Source organism: Phenylobacterium sp. 58.2.17 (assembly GCF_026411515.1).
Classification (GTDB): domain Bacteria; phylum Pseudomonadota; class Alphaproteobacteria; order Caulobacterales; family Caulobacteraceae; genus Phenylobacterium.
Window position 1 is genome coordinate 1 of sequence record NZ_JAPMTQ010000025.1, and the last position, 14,842, is coordinate 14,842.

At 68.2% G+C, this 14,842-nt stretch carries 15 protein-coding genes; 4 read left to right on the forward strand and 11 right to left on the reverse strand.

What is annotated here, in order from left to right:
• Positions 1–139: 139 nt before the first annotated feature.
• Positions 140–1,969: an aspartate--tRNA ligase gene (gene aspS / locus OUA97_RS15070; protein WP_267232803.1), complete on the reverse strand. Its 1,830-nt coding sequence runs from the start codon at positions 1,967–1,969 to the stop codon at positions 140–142.
• Between the two features lie 59 nt (positions 1,970–2,028).
• Positions 2,029–2,934 (reverse strand): LysR family transcriptional regulator, encoded by a 906-nt coding sequence (locus tag OUA97_RS15075; RefSeq protein ID WP_267232804.1) that lies wholly within the window; start codon positions 2,932–2,934, stop codon positions 2,029–2,031.
• Between the two features lie 106 nt (positions 2,935–3,040).
• Here OUA97_RS15075 and OUA97_RS15080 point away from each other — a divergent pair, with 106 nt between their 5' ends.
• The gene (locus tag OUA97_RS15080; protein ID WP_267232806.1) at positions 3,041–3,814 is read left to right on the forward strand and encodes an SDR family oxidoreductase; all 774 of its coding nucleotides are present in this window, start codon (positions 3,041–3,043) and stop codon (positions 3,812–3,814) included.
• A 3-nt stretch (positions 3,815–3,817) separates the two neighbouring features.
• Here OUA97_RS15080 and OUA97_RS15085 read toward each other — a convergent pair whose 3' ends face one another.
• The 6 genes from OUA97_RS15085 to lepB form a co-directional block, all read right to left on the reverse strand.
• The gene (locus tag OUA97_RS15085; protein WP_267232808.1) at positions 3,818–5,146 is read right to left on the reverse strand and encodes a serine hydrolase domain-containing protein; all 1,329 of its coding nucleotides are present in this window, start codon (positions 5,144–5,146) and stop codon (positions 3,818–3,820) included.
• A 73-nt stretch (positions 5,147–5,219) separates the two neighbouring features.
• Positions 5,220–7,469 carry a DNA topoisomerase IV subunit A gene (gene parC / locus OUA97_RS15090; RefSeq protein WP_267232810.1) on the reverse strand — a complete coding sequence of 750 codons (2,250 nt, stop codon included), beginning with the start codon at positions 7,467–7,469 and terminating at the stop codon, positions 5,220–5,222.
• A gap of 72 nt (positions 7,470–7,541) precedes the next feature.
• Entirely contained in the window at positions 7,542–8,273 is a 732-nt protein-coding gene (gene recO, locus OUA97_RS15095; protein WP_267232811.1) for a DNA repair protein RecO, read from the reverse strand.
• Positions 8,274–8,314: 41 nt separating this feature from the next.
• The gene (gene era / locus OUA97_RS15100; RefSeq protein ID WP_267232812.1) at positions 8,315–9,250 is read right to left on the reverse strand and encodes a GTPase Era; all 936 of its coding nucleotides are present in this window, start codon (positions 9,248–9,250) and stop codon (positions 8,315–8,317) included.
• A complete protein-coding gene (gene rnc / locus OUA97_RS15105; RefSeq protein ID WP_267232813.1) occupies positions 9,247–9,945 on the reverse strand; it encodes a ribonuclease III in 699 nt (232 codons plus the stop codon). The genes era and rnc overlap by 4 nt, the downstream gene beginning before the upstream one ends.
• Positions 9,942–10,715 carry a signal peptidase I gene (gene lepB, locus OUA97_RS15110; protein WP_267232814.1) on the reverse strand — a complete coding sequence of 258 codons (774 nt, stop codon included), beginning with the start codon at positions 10,713–10,715 and terminating at the stop codon, positions 9,942–9,944. Before lepB ends, rnc begins: the two co-directional genes overlap by 4 nt.
• A 246-nt stretch (positions 10,716–10,961) precedes the next feature.
• On the opposite strand from lepB, the gene OUA97_RS15115 reads away from it, so the two are divergent.
• Both OUA97_RS15115 and OUA97_RS15120 read left to right on the forward strand, forming a co-directional pair.
• Entirely contained in the window at positions 10,962–11,858 is an 897-nt protein-coding gene (locus tag OUA97_RS15115) for an EamA family transporter (RefSeq protein WP_267232815.1), read from the forward strand.
• Positions 11,859–11,880: 22 nt separating this feature from the next.
• Positions 11,881–12,243 carry a nuclear transport factor 2 family protein gene (locus OUA97_RS15120; RefSeq protein ID WP_267232816.1) on the forward strand — a complete coding sequence of 121 codons (363 nt, stop codon included), beginning with the start codon at positions 11,881–11,883 and terminating at the stop codon, positions 12,241–12,243.
• Between the two features lie 62 nt (positions 12,244–12,305).
• Here the strand turns inward: OUA97_RS15120 and acpS are convergent, their stop codons facing one another.
• The 3 genes from acpS to pyrE are packed head-to-tail and all read right to left on the reverse strand — an operon-like array spanning position 12,306 to position 14,040.
• A complete protein-coding gene (gene acpS, locus OUA97_RS15125) occupies positions 12,306–12,704 on the reverse strand; it encodes a holo-ACP synthase (protein WP_267232818.1) in 399 nt (132 codons plus the stop codon).
• On the reverse strand, positions 12,701–13,459 hold the full coding sequence (locus tag OUA97_RS15130) for a pyridoxine 5'-phosphate synthase (protein ID WP_267232820.1): 759 nt from the start codon (positions 13,457–13,459) through the stop codon (positions 12,701–12,703). Before OUA97_RS15130 ends, acpS begins: the two co-directional genes overlap by 4 nt.
• On the reverse strand, positions 13,456–14,040 hold the full coding sequence (gene pyrE, locus OUA97_RS15135) for an orotate phosphoribosyltransferase (RefSeq protein WP_267232821.1): 585 nt from the start codon (positions 14,038–14,040) through the stop codon (positions 13,456–13,458). Before pyrE ends, OUA97_RS15130 begins: the two co-directional genes overlap by 4 nt.
• 39 nt (positions 14,041–14,079) lie before the next feature.
• Here pyrE and OUA97_RS15140 point away from each other — a divergent pair, with 39 nt between their 5' ends.
• A complete protein-coding gene (locus OUA97_RS15140) occupies positions 14,080–14,811 on the forward strand; it encodes a glutathione S-transferase family protein (protein WP_267232822.1) in 732 nt (243 codons plus the stop codon).
• Positions 14,812–14,842 lie beyond the last annotated feature (31 nt).

Sequence of the window (14,842 nt, forward strand, 5' to 3'; positions counted from 1 at the left end):
TCGTCGCTCGCCCCGCGCCGCCGGCCCCGCCCGCGGCCCCGGCGCCGCCGGCCCCGCCGCGCTTCTTCGCCGCCGTCGACTGACGAGCACAAAAAAAGGGGGCCATTGGCCCCCTTTTCCGTATCTGTCGCTGCGCGCCCTAAACCTTGATCGGCGGCGCCAGGCGGATGTGCAGCTCCTTCAGCTGCTTCTCCAGCACTTCCGACGGCGCGTTCATCAGCAGGTCCTGGCCCTGCTGGTTCAGCGGGAAGGCGATGACTTCGCGGATCGCGGTCTCGCCGGCCAGCAGCATGACGATCCGGTCGATGCCGGGCGCCAGGCCGCCGTGCGGCGGCGCGCCGTGGCGGAAGGCGTTCAGCATGCCGCCGAACTCTTCCTCGACGACGTTGGCGCCGTAGCCGGCCAGTTCGAACGCCTTCACCATCACCTCGGGGATGTGGTTCCGGATCGCGCCCGAGCAAAGCTCATAGCCATTGCAGACGATGTCGTACTGGAACGCGCGGATGGTCAGCGGGTCCTGGTTCAGCAGCGCGTCGAGGCCGCCCTGCGGCATCGAGAACGGGTTGTGCGAGAAGTCGACCTTCTGCTCTTCCTCGCTCCACTCGAACATCGGGAAATCGACGATCCAGCAGAACTTGAACTGGTCCTCGTCGACCAGCTTCAGGTCCGTGCCGACCTTGGTCCGGGCGTTGCCTGCAAACTTCGCGAACACCTTGGGATCGCCGGCCACGAAGAAGGCGGCGTCGCCCTGCCCCATGCCGATTGCGGTCATCAGCGCCGAGGTCGCGTCGGGGCCGAGGTTCTTGGCGATCGGGCCGCCCCAGCCGCCCTGGTCCTCGGACCAGAAGATGTAACCCAGGCCAGGCTGGCCCTCGCCCTGCGCCCAGCTGTTCATGCGGTCGCAGAACGCGCGGCTGCCGCCCTTCGGGGCCGGGATCGCCCAGACGGCGTTCTTGGCGTCTTCCAGGATGCGCGCGAACAGGCCGAAACCGCCGCCGCGGAAGTTGTCCGACACGTCCTGCATGACGATCGGGTTGCGCAGGTCGGGCTTGTCGGTGCCATAGCGGGCCATCGACTGCACGTAGGTCAGGCGCTCGAACCCCTTGTGCTCGATGGTCTTGCCGAAGTCGTCGACATAGGACATCGGCTGGTCGATCGGCGAGACGCGCTTGCCGCCGCCGAACTCCTCGAACACCCCATGCATCACCGGCTCGATCGCCGCGAACACATCCTCTTGGGTGACGAAGCTCATCTCGACGTCGAGTTGGTAGAATTCCAGCGATCGGTCGGCGCGCAGGTCCTCGTCGCGGAAGCACGGCGCGATCTGGAAGTAGCGGTCGAAGCCCGAGACCATCAGCAGCTGCTTGAACTGCTGGGGGGCCTGCGGCAGCGCGTAGAACTTGGTCGGGTGCATCCGCGAGGGCACCAGGAAGTCGCGCGCGCCTTCCGGCGACGAGGCCGTCAGGATCGGCGTCTGGTACTCCAGGAAGCCCTGGTCGATCATGCGATTGCGGATCGAGTGGATGACCTTCGAGCGCAGCACGATGTTCCGGTGCAGCGTCTCGCGGCGCAGGTCCAGATAGCGGTGCTTCAGGCGGATTTCTTCCGGGTACTCCGGCTCGCCGAAGACGGGCAGCGGCAGTTCGGCGGCTTCGGACAGCACCTCGACGGAACGCACCCGCACCTCGACCTCGCCGGTCGGCAGGTTGGCGTTCACGGTTTCCGGGCTGCGGGCCACGACTTCGCCGTCGATGCGGATGACGCTCTCGGCGCGCAGGCGCTCAATGACGTCGAAGCCGGGGGTCTCCGGGCTGATGACCAGCTGGGTCAGACCGTAGTGGTCGCGCAGGTCGATGAAGACCAGACCGCCGTGGTCGCGCTTGCGGTGAATCCAGCCTGAAAGGCGGACGGTCTTGCCCGTGTCGGCGGCGCGAAGAGCGCCTGCGGTATGGGTGCGGTAGGCGTGCATGGGGAGTCGCTAAGGCTCTGAAAATCGAGGGCGGAAGGGCGCATGTGGGGCCTCGAAAGTCAAGGCGCGCGGACGTGCGGACGCAGCAGCGCCTCCAGCCAGGCGGAGAAGACCTTGAGCCTTTCCGGCGCTTGTCGACGATGCGGGTAGAGCAGCGTCATCTGCATGGGTTGAGCGCGATGCTCGTCCATCACCCGCACCAACTCGCCCGCCGCCAGATGGCCGGCGACGTCGTAGGCCGGGATCTGAATCAGTCCCAGCCCCGCCAGGCAGCAGGCGATCAGCCCTTCGGCGCTGTTCACGCAGACGGTCCCGCGCATCGGCTGCGTGCGCACCGTCTCCCCGTCCATCCACTCCCACGGTTCCACTCGCCCGCTTGAGGGCGATGCATAGTTGACCGCCAGATGCTCCCCCAGGTCCTGGGGGCCGGCGGGGGCGCCGTGGCGCGTCAGATAGGCCGGGCTCGCCACATTGATCAGTTCCAGGTCGCCGATGCGGCGCCCGACCAATCCGGAATCGCCCAAGGGTCCGACCCGCAGCACGCAATCGGCCCGCTCCTCCACGAGATCGACCGCGCGGTCGGTCATCCCGAGGTCGATCTCGATCTGCGGATACGCCGCGAGGAACTCCGGCAGGGCGGGCGCGATCACCAGCCTCCCGATGCGTCCGGGCACGTCCACCCGTAGCCGGCCGGAGGGTCGACCGCCCGCGTTACGAAAGAGCTCCTCCGCCTCCTCCATGTCCGAGAGGAGTCGAACGCAGCGCTCGTAGAAGATGGCTCCGTCTTCCGTGACGGACACCCGCCGCGTGGTCCGGTTCAGCAAGCGCGCGCCGAGCCGCGTCTCCAGCATCTGCACCGCAGCCGATACCGAGGATCGCGGCAGGCCAAGGCTGTCGGCGGCGCGCGTGAAGCTCGCGCACTCCACCACGCGGGCGAACACCCGGTAGAGATCCATGCGGTCCATCGCCGGCCCCATTATCCAATATTGACGACTAGTGTTGTCACATTGGCGGCATTTATCCAGCAAATACGGACGGTAACTTGCCCCATCAGCAGCAAGGAGACCGGCGATGGCCAATCACGACATCAAGGGAAAGACCGTCCTCATCGCGGGCGGCGCAAAGAACCTCGGCGGCCTGCTCGCCCGAGACCTCGCCGCCCACGGCGCGCGCGCCGTGACGATCCACTACAATAGCCCCGCCACCGCCGCTGACGCCGAAGCCACCGTCCAGGCCGTCCGGGCCGCTGGCGCCGAAGCCTTGGCGCTCCAGGCCGATCTCACCAGCGCCGCGGCGATGGAAAAGCTGTTCGATGACTCGGCCGCGGCGTTCGGCCGGCCCGACATCGCCATCAACACCGTCGGCAAGGTGCTGAAGAAGCCGATGGCCGAGATCACCGAGGCCGAGTTCGACGAGATGAGCGCGGTCAACGCCAAGTCCGCCTTCTTCTTCCTGCGAGAAGCCGGCCGCCTGCTCAAGGACAACGGCAAGGCCTGCACCCTGGTGACGTCCCTGCTCGGGGCCTTCACGCCGTACTACGCCGCCTATGCCGGGATGAAGGCGCCGGTCGAGCACTTCACCCGCGCCGCCGCCAAGGAACTGGGCGAGCGTGGGATCTCGGTCACCGCCATCGGTCCAGGCCCCATGGACACGCCGTTCTTCTATCCGGCCGAAGGCGCGGACGCAGTCGCCTACCACAAGGGCGCGGCGGCCCTCTCGAAGTTCTCGAAGACCGGGCTCACCGACATCGAGGACATCGTGCCCTTCATCCGTTTCCTGGTGTCGGACGGCTGGTGGATGACCGGCCAGACCGTCCTGGTCAACGGCGGCTACACGACGAAGTAGGCGCTACTTCGCCGGATCGACGAGGGCCTGGTAGACCAGCGTCCTCGTCAGTCCGCCCAGGTCCGGCCCGCCGGTGCCGCCATAGCGTTGGATCATGCCGACGAAGATCACGTCGTTGGTCGGATCGATCCAAAACCAGGTGCCGGCCGCCCCGCCCCAGCTCATCGTACCCTTGCCTTCCAGGCCGCCGGCCTTGCGGGGGTCGTTGACCACCATGAAGTCCAGGCCAAAGCCCACCGCCTCGTTGAACGACGAGGCGGTCGAGCCGTTCGACGACACCAGCGCCGCCTGCGGGATGACGTTGGTTCCCATCAGTTCGACCGAGGCCGGCGACAGGATCCGCACTCCGTCCAGTTCGCCGCCGTTGGCCATCATCTGGGCGAAGCGCGCATAGTCGCGGGTGGTCGAGACCAGCCCGCCGCCGCCCGACTCCAGCCGCGGCTTGTCGACGAAGTTCTGGATCGGCTGGCCGAACAGGGTCTTAGCCTCCTCGATCTTGCCGGTCTCGGGATTGCCGATATAGGGCGTCGCCAGCCGCCCGGCCTTGTCCGCGCCGGTGTAGAAGCCGGTGTCGTTCATCTTCAGCGGCCTGAAGATGCGGCTTTCCATGAAGTCGCCCAGGCTCTGGCCGGTCATCCGCTCGACCACCGCGCCCTGCAGGTCGACGGCGACCGAATAGCTCCACTGCTCGCCGGGCTGGTACATCAGCGGGATCGCGGCGGTCTTGGCGGTCAGGTCCTTCAGGTCGGCCGCGCCCAGGATCCGGCCGTCACGGAACATGCGGTCGACCGGGTGCTTGTCGCCGAGGCCATAGCCGAACCCGGCCGTATGGCTCATCAGCTCGCGCATGGTCGGCGGCCGCTTCACCGGCTCCAGGATCGGCTGGCCCTGGACGTCGACGCCCTTCCAGACCTTCAGGTCCTTCATCTCGGGCAGGTACGTCGTGATCGGGTCGTCCAGCCGCCAGCGGCCTTCTTCGAACAGGATCATCATCGCCACGCCGGTGACGGGCTTGGACATCGAGTAGATGCGGAAGATGGCGTCCTTCTCGAGCGCCGCGCCGGTCTCCAGGTTCGCCTTGCCGTAGGTGTTGAACGCCACCACCTTGCCATGGCGCGCTAGCAGGGTCTGCACGCCCGCCACGCGACCATTGGCCACCACCTGGGCCATGGCGCCGTCCAGCCGTTTCAGGCGTGCGCTGTCAAAGCCCACCGCCTCCGGGCTCGCGGCCGGAGCCAGCGCCGCCGCCGGCTCCTTGGCCAGGGCGACGGGCGACGCGGCCCAGGTCATCGTCGCCGCGGCCAGAGCCGTCGCCAGCAGATGGCGCTTCATGAAACTTCCCCCTCCCGAACATCGGTCGGTGAAGCTTAGCGTTGCGCCCGACACCTACAAGGTGTCGCGCGGCCTATTTCGGCTTGAACCGCTTGCTGGTCGGAAAGCCCTTGGGCGCCAGCTTGCCGGCCGCCGCGCGCCGGCCCAGCCACTCGCGCCACTCGCCCCAGACGCGGGTGCGGCCGGCGGTGTCGATCCAGGTCGCGCCCTCCTCGGCGTTGAACACAACCGCGTCGCGCAGGCCGCCTTCGCGGTAGGTTTGCAGCTTCACGCCCTTGCCGCGCGGCATCTCCGGCAGCTCCGACAGCGGGAAGATCAGGATCTTGCCGTTGTCGCCGATCACCCCGAAGTGGTCGCCGCTCATCGGCATGGCGAAGGCCGCGCCCTTGGCCCCGGCGTTCAGCACCTGCTTGCCGGCCCGGCGGAAGCTGACCGCCTCCTCCTCGGGCAGGATGAAGCCGTAGCCCTCCTTCGAGGCGATGACGCGCTTGGTCCCCGGCTTGTGGGGGAAGATGTCGATGATGTCGGTCTTGTCGTCTAGGTCGAGCATCAGCCGCAGCGGCTCGCCATGGCCGCGCGCACTCGGCAGCTTGTCGCAACCGATGGTGAAGAACCTGCCGTCCGAGGCGAAGATCAGCAGCTTGTCCGTCGTCTCGGCCGCGACGATGAAGCCGAGCTTGTCGCCTTCCTTGAACTTCAGTTCCGACGGGTCCTCGACCTTGCCCTTGGCCGCGCGGATCCAGCCGCGCTCGGAAAGGATGACGGTGATCGGCTCGCGCACGATCATCGCCTCCATGGCCGCCTCGGCGTCCACCACCGGGGCGGTGTCGAAGGTCGAGCGGCGCTTGCCCAGGTTGGTGTCGGGACCAAGGATCGCGCGAACGTCCTTCAGGCCGACGCCGACCAGGCGCCACTGCGCCTTGTCCGAGGCCAGCATCTTCAACAGGCCGTCGCGTTCCTCGGCCAGCTCGGCGTGCTCGCGCCGCAGCTCCATCTCCTCCAGCTTGGCCAGTTGGCGCAGCCGGGTGTTGAGGATGGCGTCGGCCTGGATGTCGGACAGCGCGAACGCCTCGATCAACCGGGCCTTGGGCTCGTCCTCGTAGCGGACGATGCGGATCACCTCGTCCAGGTTCAGGAAGGCGATGACCAGGCCGTCCAGGATGTGCAGCCGCGCTTCGATCTTGTCGAGGCGGAAGCGCGCCCGGCGCACCACCACCTCGCGGCGGTGATCCAGGAACGACTGCAGCAGCTGGCGCAGGCCCATGACCCCCGGCGCGCCCTTGGCGTCCAGCACGTTCATGTTGACCGGGAAGCGGCTCTCCAGCGCCGAGAGCTTGAACAGGCTCTCCATCAGCACTTCGGGCTCGACGTTGCGGTTCTTGGGCTCGAGGACCAGGCGCACGTCCTCGGCGCTCTCATCGCGCACGTCGCCCAGCAGCGGGGCTTTCTTGGTCTCGATCAGGTCGGCCAGCTGCTCGACCAGGTCGGCCTTCTTCACCTGATACGGGATCTCGGTGACGACGATCTGATAGGTCCCGCGGCCGGTGTCTTCCTTCTCCCAGCGCGCCCGCACCCGCACCCCGCCGCGGCCGGTGGCGTAGGTCTCCAGCATGCTCTCGCGCGGTTCGACGATCACCCCGCCGGTCGGGAAGTCGGGGCCCTGGACGTGATCCAGCAGCCGCGAGGTCTCGGCGTTCGGGTCCTCCAGCAGCACCAGGCAGGCGTCGATCAGCTCGGCGGCGTTGTGCGGCGGGATCGAGGTAGCCATGCCCACGGCGATGCCGCTCGAGCCGTTGGCCAGCAGGTTCGGGAACCCGGCCGGCAGCACCACCGGCTCCTCGTCCTCGCCGTCATAGGTCGGGCGGAAGTCGACGGCGTCCTCATCGATGCCGTCCAGCAGAAGCTGCGCGGCGACGGTGAGCTTGCACTCGGTGTATCGCATGGCCGCGGCGTTATCGCCGTCGATGTTGCCGAAGTTCCCCTGCCCGTCGACCAGCGGATAGCGCTGGGCGAAGTCCTGGGCCAGGCGCACCAGGGCGTCGTAGACGGCGGTGTCGCCGTGCGGGTGGTACTTACCGATCACGTCGCCAACCACACGGGCGCACTTCTTGGCCGTGGTGTTCGGGTCCAGCCGCAGCTGGCGCATGGCGTACATCAGCCGCCGGTGCACCGGCTTCATCCCGTCGCGCACGTCGGGCAGCGCTCGACCGGTGATGGTCGAGAGCGCATAGGCCAGATATCGCCGTGACAGCGCCTCGGTCAGCGGCTCGTCGATGATGCGGTCGCCGTCCCCGTCGCCGGGCGGTGGGATGTGCTTGGTCATGGTCGAATCAAACTCGCAGTTCAGTCCCGTTCTAACGGGCGACGCGACGGAAGTCGCCGCGGCGGATGCGGCCTAGAGCCGGTCGGCCTCGATGAGCCGCTCCACCAGCCACACCCGCGCCGGCGGCAGCGGCCTGTTCACCGGCCCGAACACGAACAGCTCCAGGAAGTGCGCCGTCAGGTCCAACCCTGCCTTGACGTCGCCGGCCGCCAGCCCGGTCTGAGCCGACAGCATGAACTGCGGCAGCGGCAGCAGCCGGTCCTTGTACGGCTCGCCGGCCTTGCGGCTCACCGCCCGCCCGGTGCGCGGGCTCACATAGATCAGGTCGTCGACCTCGCCGGTCGCCGCGCATTTCGACAGGTCCATGCCGAAGCCCAGCTCCTGCAGCAGCCCGGCCTCGAAGCGCACGAACACCGCCGGCCAGATTTCCGGCAGCATGAGCGCGGCGCTCAGCGCCTCGAAGGCCAGGAACACACCGGGGTGCGGCTCGCGCTCGGGCAGCGCCGCGGCCGCCACCGCCGCAGCCGCCGACAGGCCCGCCAGCGCCATGCGGTCGTCGAACAGCGCCGAGGGCCCCTCCCCCACCGGCTCCAGCTGCGCCGAGCCCAGCTGGTCCGACATCCGCGCCCGGTAGTGGACGACGGTTCGCGCGCCAGCCTGCAGGAACGGCTTCATCCGCCGCGATGCCCCGCCGGCCACGTGGGCCGCATACTTGCCGTGCCGCGCGGTCAGCAGTTCGACGATCGCCCCGGTCTCCCCATGGGCGCGGGCCGACAGCACATAGGCGTCGTCTTCGAATTCCATCAGCCGCGAACAACCGGGATCATGACGCCCAAACTAGGATGCTAGGCGTCGAAATCCAGGCCCACGTCGCCATAGAACTCGCGCTTGTCGGCCCAGCGCTCGTCGACCTTCACGTGCAGGAACAGGTGCACCGGCCGGTCGAACAGCTCGATGAGCTCCTCGCGCGACTTCTGGCCGATCCACTTCAGGGTCTGGCCGTTCTTGCCCAGCACGATCGGGCGCTGGCTTTCGCGCTCGACATAGATCGACTGCTCGATCCGCACCGAACCATCCTTGCGCTCCTGGAACGCAGTGGTTTCGACGGCGGCCGCATAGGGCAGCTCCTCGTGCACCCGCAGGAACAGCTTCTCGCGAGTGATCTCGGCGGCCAGCAACCGCGCCGGCAGGTCGGCGGTCTGCTCCTCCGGATAGAGCCACGGCCCCTCCGGCATCAGCTCGGCCAACCGCGCCTTCAGGTCGTCCACACCTTGGCCGTCGGCGGCCGAGATCATGAACACCTCGGTGTAGACGCCGGTGTCGTAGAGCCCCTGCGCCAGACCCAGCAGGCGCTCGCGCTTGACCCCGTCGATCTTGTTGAGCGCCAGGATCACCTTCTTGCCGGCGGTCTTCAGCCCCTCGACGATCATCTGAACGTCGGCGGCCGAGCGCTTGTCGGCGGACTTGGCGCCCGGCTCGGCGGCGGCCAGTTCGGCCTGCACGTCGACCAGGTGCACCGTGACGTCGGCCTCGTCGGCGCCGCCCCAGGCCGAGCGCACCATCGCCCGGTCCAGCCGGCGTCGGGGCGAGAAGATGCCAGGAGTGTCGACCAGCACGACCTGCGACTCACCGGCCATGGCGACCCCGCGCACGGGGAAGCGGGTGGTCTGGACCTTCTGGGTCACAATGGTGACCTTGGCCCCGACCAAGCGGTTGGTCAGGGTCGACTTGCCCGCATTCGGGGCTCCGATAATCGCGGCGAAGCCGGCGCGGGTGGTCATTGAGGTCCTTCGCGTTTGAGCAGCATCACCGTGGCCGCGGCCTTTTCGGCCTCCTGACGGGAACGGCCTTCGGCAAGCTCGGGTTCATAGTCGCCCACGCTCACCGACACGGTGAACGAGGGGGCGTGGTCAGGGCCTTCGCGGCCGACCACCTTGTAGAGCGGCAGCGGCAGGCCGCGCCCTTGCGCCCATTCCTGCAGCTGGGTCTTGGGATCCTTGATCTGCGGGGCGTCCAGGCGCTCGAACTCCTCGGCCCAGAACTCCAGGAAGAAGGCCCGGGCCGCCTCCAGCCCGTCGTCGATATAGATCGCCCCGATCAGCGCCTCGCAGGCGTCGCCCAGCACGGTGTCCTTGTCGCGCGCGCCGATCTTGCTGGCGCTGTGCGCCATGCGCAGGGCGCTGGGCAGGCCGATCCGCCGGGCGACCCGGGCGCAGGCGTGGTAGTTGACGAGCCCCGCCATCAGCCGGCTCATCTCCCCTTCCCGCGCCTCGGAATTCAACGCCATCAGCCGCTCGGCCGCGAGCAGGTTCAGCACCCGGTCGCCCAGGAACTCCAGCCGCTCATAGTGGCGGACCTTGTGCGCGCCATCGCCGACGCTGGCGTGCGTCAGCGCGCGCTCCAGAAGCTCGCGGTCGTGAAAAACGTGGCCGATGCGGCCTTCCAGTTCGGCGACCGCGACTTCTCGTCTGTTCATTGGAGGATGTTGAAGAACCGGCTGGGCCGGGCGTTCAGCACCCAGGTCCAGGGCTTGAACAGCGACGCCCCCGGGTTCCATGACAAGAGGATGATCTGCGCCTTGCCGACCAGGTTCTCGGCCGGGACGAAACCGACCCCGATCTCGGCCGGGACCCGACTGTCGAGCGAGTTGTCGCGGTTGTCGCCCATGAAGAAGAAGTGGCCTTCCGGCACCACGAAGGTCGGGGTGTTGTCCACGTCGCCGTCCGGGCCGAAGTCATAGGTGATGAAGGTGCGGCCGCCCGGCAGCGTCTCCTGGAAGCGCTGGACGTTGCGCGTGAAGCCGTAGCCGGAGTCGATCATGACCGGCGGCAGTTCCTTGTCGACGACTTCCTTGCCATTGATCCACAGACGGCCCTGGCGCATCTGCACCCGGTCGCCCGGCAGGCCGATCAACCGCTTGATGTAGTCGGTGCGGCCGTCGCGCGGCAGCTTGAAGACGACGATGTCGCCGCGCTCGGGGGCGTGCTCCATGATCCGCCCCTTGAACAGCGGCGGGCTGAACGGGATCGAGTGGCGCGAATAGCCGTAGGAAAACTTCGAGACGATGATGTAGTCGCCTTCCAGCAGGGTCGGCTCCATCGAGGCCGACGGGATCGTGAACGGCTGGAAGAACAGCACGCGCAGGAACAGCGCGATCAGCAGCGCGTAGGCCACGGTCTTCACGATCTCGACGAAGTCGTTCACCCCGCTGGCTTTATCGGAAGCGGTCTCTGCGCGGTCGGTCATCTTCAATCCTTGGCCCGAAGCAGCGGACAGTTCGCCTAGCTAGACGTTGCATTGGCCTTGAGCAAGCACGCCGCGGAGGACTCTCCTCACGGCGCGGTACGGCCAATTTACGGCCAATCAAGCAAAGTCCAGGCCGCATTGAGCTTTCTCGCGCATGAACCGCCCACGACGGAATATCCAGCGTCTCTGGCCGCCGTCGCAACTTTCCTGCCTTGCCCCACCGCCGCCCGGGAGTATCACCAGACCATGACCCGTCCCGGCCTGCCGCTGACCCATGTGCTGCTCGCCCTCGCCGTCGTGGCGGTGTGGGGCACCAATTTTGTCGTCATCCGCATCGGGCTCGACCATCTGCCGCCGCTGACCTTCGCGGTGCTGCGCTTCACCTTCGCCCTGCTGCCGGCGGTGTTCTTCCTCAAGAAGCCGGACGTGCCCTGGAAGAACCTCGCCGCCTATGGCGTGCTGATCGGCGCCGGCCAGTTCGGGCTGCTCTACATCGCCATCAACGGCTTCATCTCGCCGGGTCTGGCCTCGCTGGTCGTGCAGACCCAGGTGTTCTTCACCATCGGCCTGGCCATGTGGCTGGCCAGGGAACGCCTGCGACCGTTCCAGATGGTCGCCCTGGCGCTCGCCGCCGTCGGCCTGCTGGTCATCGTCAGTCACAACACCGACGCCTCGGTGACGCCGCTGGGCCTGGCCCTGGTGCTGGCCGCCGCCGCCAGCTGGGCGGGCGGCAACGCCTTCTCCCGCGCCGCCGGCCAGGTGAACATGCTCGCCTATGTGGTCTGGGCCAGCCTCTTTTCGGTCCCACCGTTGCTGATCCTGGCCCTGGTCTTCGAAGGGCCTGCGGCGATGATCGAGGGCGTCCGCGCCGCCGACGCCGCCACCTGGGCCGCCGTGCTCTGGCAGTCGGTCGGCAACACCCTGTTCGGCTATGCCGCCTGGGGCTGGCTGCTGTCGCGCCACCCGGCCGCGACCATCACCCCCATGGCCATGCTGGTCCCGGTCTTCGGGATGGGCGCCTCGGCGGTGTTCCTCGGGGAAAGCCTGCCGCCGTGGAAGCTGCTGGCCGCGGCCCTGGTGATGAGCGGCCTGGCGCTGAACATCTTCTGGCCCCGCCTGGAACGGCGTCTCGTCAGGGCCTAGCTATCGCGGCGAGGAGATCGCCATGCCCGAACGCAAGACCGTCGACGCCTTCACCGCCCATGTCCTCTCGGGCGATCACGTCGGGGCGATCGGCGACTGGTATCACGAAGGCGCCTCCATGCAGGAAAATCAGGGCGAGCCGCGTGTCGGCCGCGACCTGCTGATGGACGGCGAGGCCCGCACCCTGGCCCGCTTCGCCCGCGTCGAGACCGAGTTGCTCGCCCCGCCGCTGATCGACGGCGACACCGTGGTGATCCGCTGGCGCTTCACCTTCGTGCCGCACGACGGCCCGCCGAAGTGCATGGAAGAGGTCGCCTGGCAGACCTGGCGCGGCGACAAGATCGCGCGCGGGACCTTCTTCTACGACCCGCGCCAGATGGCGTAGGCGCGCTATCGCATATGTAGAAGGCGGCGGTGATGCTCTGTCCGCCTGGAGGGCGACTGGCCCTACTCCGGCACCGCCTCGATGATCACGAAGGCCTGCGCATAGGGGTGGTCGTCGGTCAGCGACAGGTGGATCACGGCCCGGCGCCCCGGCGGCGTTATCTTGGCCAGCCGCTCGGCCGCGCCGCCGGTCAGGGCCATGGTCGGCTGGCCCGAGCGCATGTTGACCACGCCCATGTCGCGCCAGAACACCCCAGCCCTCAGGCCGGTGCCCAGCGCCTTGGCGCAGGCCTCCTTGGCGGCGAACCGCTTGGCGTAGCTCGAGGCCCGGTCCGGCTTGCGCTCGGAACGGGTCCGCTCGATCTCCGTAAAGATGCGATTGGTGAACCGCTCGCCAAACCGCTCCAACGTCTCGGCCACCCGACGGATGTCGGACAGGTCGGACCCGATGCCGATGATCACGCCGCTTTCCCCACCCGCGCTTCGTCCATCAGCGCCCGCATCCGGTGGATCGCCGGCGTCAGGCCCACGAAGATCGCCTCGCCAATCAGGAAGTGGCCGATGTTCAGCTCCATTACTTCCGGAATCGCCGCGATCGGCTTGACGGTCTCATAGTCGATGCCGTGGCCGGCATGGACTTCCAGGCCCAGCCGCCCGGCTTCCGCGGCCGCCGCCCGCAGCGCCTCAAGGAGCGCCGGCGCTTCGGGCGAACGCTCGCGGACGGCGTCGCAGTAGGCCCCGGTGTGGAACTCCACGACCTGCGCGCCCATCGCCTTGGCGGCCGCGGCCTGGGCCGGGTCGGCGTCGATGAAGCACGAGACCCGCACGCCCGCGGCGACCAGCTTGGCCACCACCGGGGCGATGTGATTGTGGCCCCCGACCACGTCTAGCCCGCCCTCGGTCGTGCGTTCCTCGCGCCGCTCGGGCACCAGGCAGGCGGCGTGCGGCAGGTGTGCCAGGGCGATGGCTTCCATCTCCTGCGTCACCGCCATCTCGAAGTTCAGCGGCCGGCCGCGCTTGCGGGTGATCGCCGCCAGCGCCTCGATGTCGGCGTCCGAGATGTGGCGACGGTCCTCGCGCAGATGGGCGGTGATGCCGTCCGCGCCCGCGGCGATGGCCAGTTCGGCCGCGCGCACAGGGTCGGGATAGTTGCTCCCACGGGCGTTCCGGATGGTCGCCACGTGGTCGATGTTCACGCCCAGCCGCAGCTTGCTCACTTGCTCAGTCTCCGGCTGCCCGGATCCTCGACCGGGATCGCCGCCAGCTCGGGAGGCAGTTGGTCGGCCGGATAGGCGGGCACGTCCAGCCGGGCCAGGGCCACGAACGGCGCGCCGGGATCGGCCCGGCCGCCCGAACGGTCGACGATGCAGGCGGCGACGACGACATCGCCGCCGGCCTTCTTGATGGCTTCCACGCACTCGCGCGACGACAGGCCGGTGGAGACGATGTCCTCGACCATGGCGATCCGCGCGCCCGGCGGGATCTCGAACGCCCGGCGCAGCTTGAACTCACCACCCTCGCGCTCGACGTACATCGACGGCACGCCCAGCTGGCGGGCGGTCTCGTACCCGGGAATGATGCCGCCGACGGCCGGCGAGATGCAGAGATCGACCTCGCCCACAGCTTCCTTGATCTTCGCGGCCAGCGCCTTGCACAGCCGCGCAGTGCGCTCCGGATACTGGAACACCAGGTTTTTCTGCAGGAACGTCCCGGAATGCAGGCCGCTCGACAGCACGAAATGGCCTTCGCGCAGCGCGCCCGAGGCGCGGAATTCTTCCAGGACGTCTTCAGTGTTCATGTCGGGTCTCCTGACTTTGCGGATTACCGAACCCCCGGCATGCTGTCATCGACCAATTCGCGTGGGGAGGACCGACCGGTGAAGCTGTTCCAGACCTACGACTCGCCGTTCCCGAGCCGGGTGCGACTGCTGCTCTACGCCAAGGGGATCGAGGTCGAGATCATCCACCCGCCCGGCTTCGGGGCCTCGGAGGAGACCAAGGCCGAATACCTCAAGGTCAACCCTATCGGTCGGGTGCCGACCCTGGTCCTCGACGACGGCCGCGCCCTGCCGGAATCGGAGGTCATCTGCGAGTACCTCGAAGACGCCTATCCAGAGCCCGCCTTGAGGCCGGCCGATCCCTGGGAGCGCGCGCAGATGCGGCTGCTCTCGCGGATCTGCGACTTCTACGTGGTCATGGCCATGGTCCCGCTGTTCACCCTCGCCGGCCGCTCGCGCCGCCACTGGGAGCCGGCCGTGGTCGAGGCCGCCGCCGGCAAGCTGGCCGAGGCCCTGGCCTATCTGGAAGACTTCATCGGGACCGACGGCTATGCGGTCGGCCGGGGCCTGACCCAGGCCGACGGCGCCATCGCCCCGCAGCTCGTGCTGGCCAGCGAATGGATCCCCAGCGTATTCGGTACGCCCGACCCGCTGCTCGCCCTGCCCCGACTGGCGGCCTACTGGAAGGCGATACAGGCCGACCCCATCATCGCCCGCATCCTCGACGAGACCCGCCAAGGCATCCTCGTCCAACAGCAAACGGCCCGCGACCGTGCGGCCAAGGCGGTCTGACCGGCGCCGCCAGGAGTTGAACTCCACCACC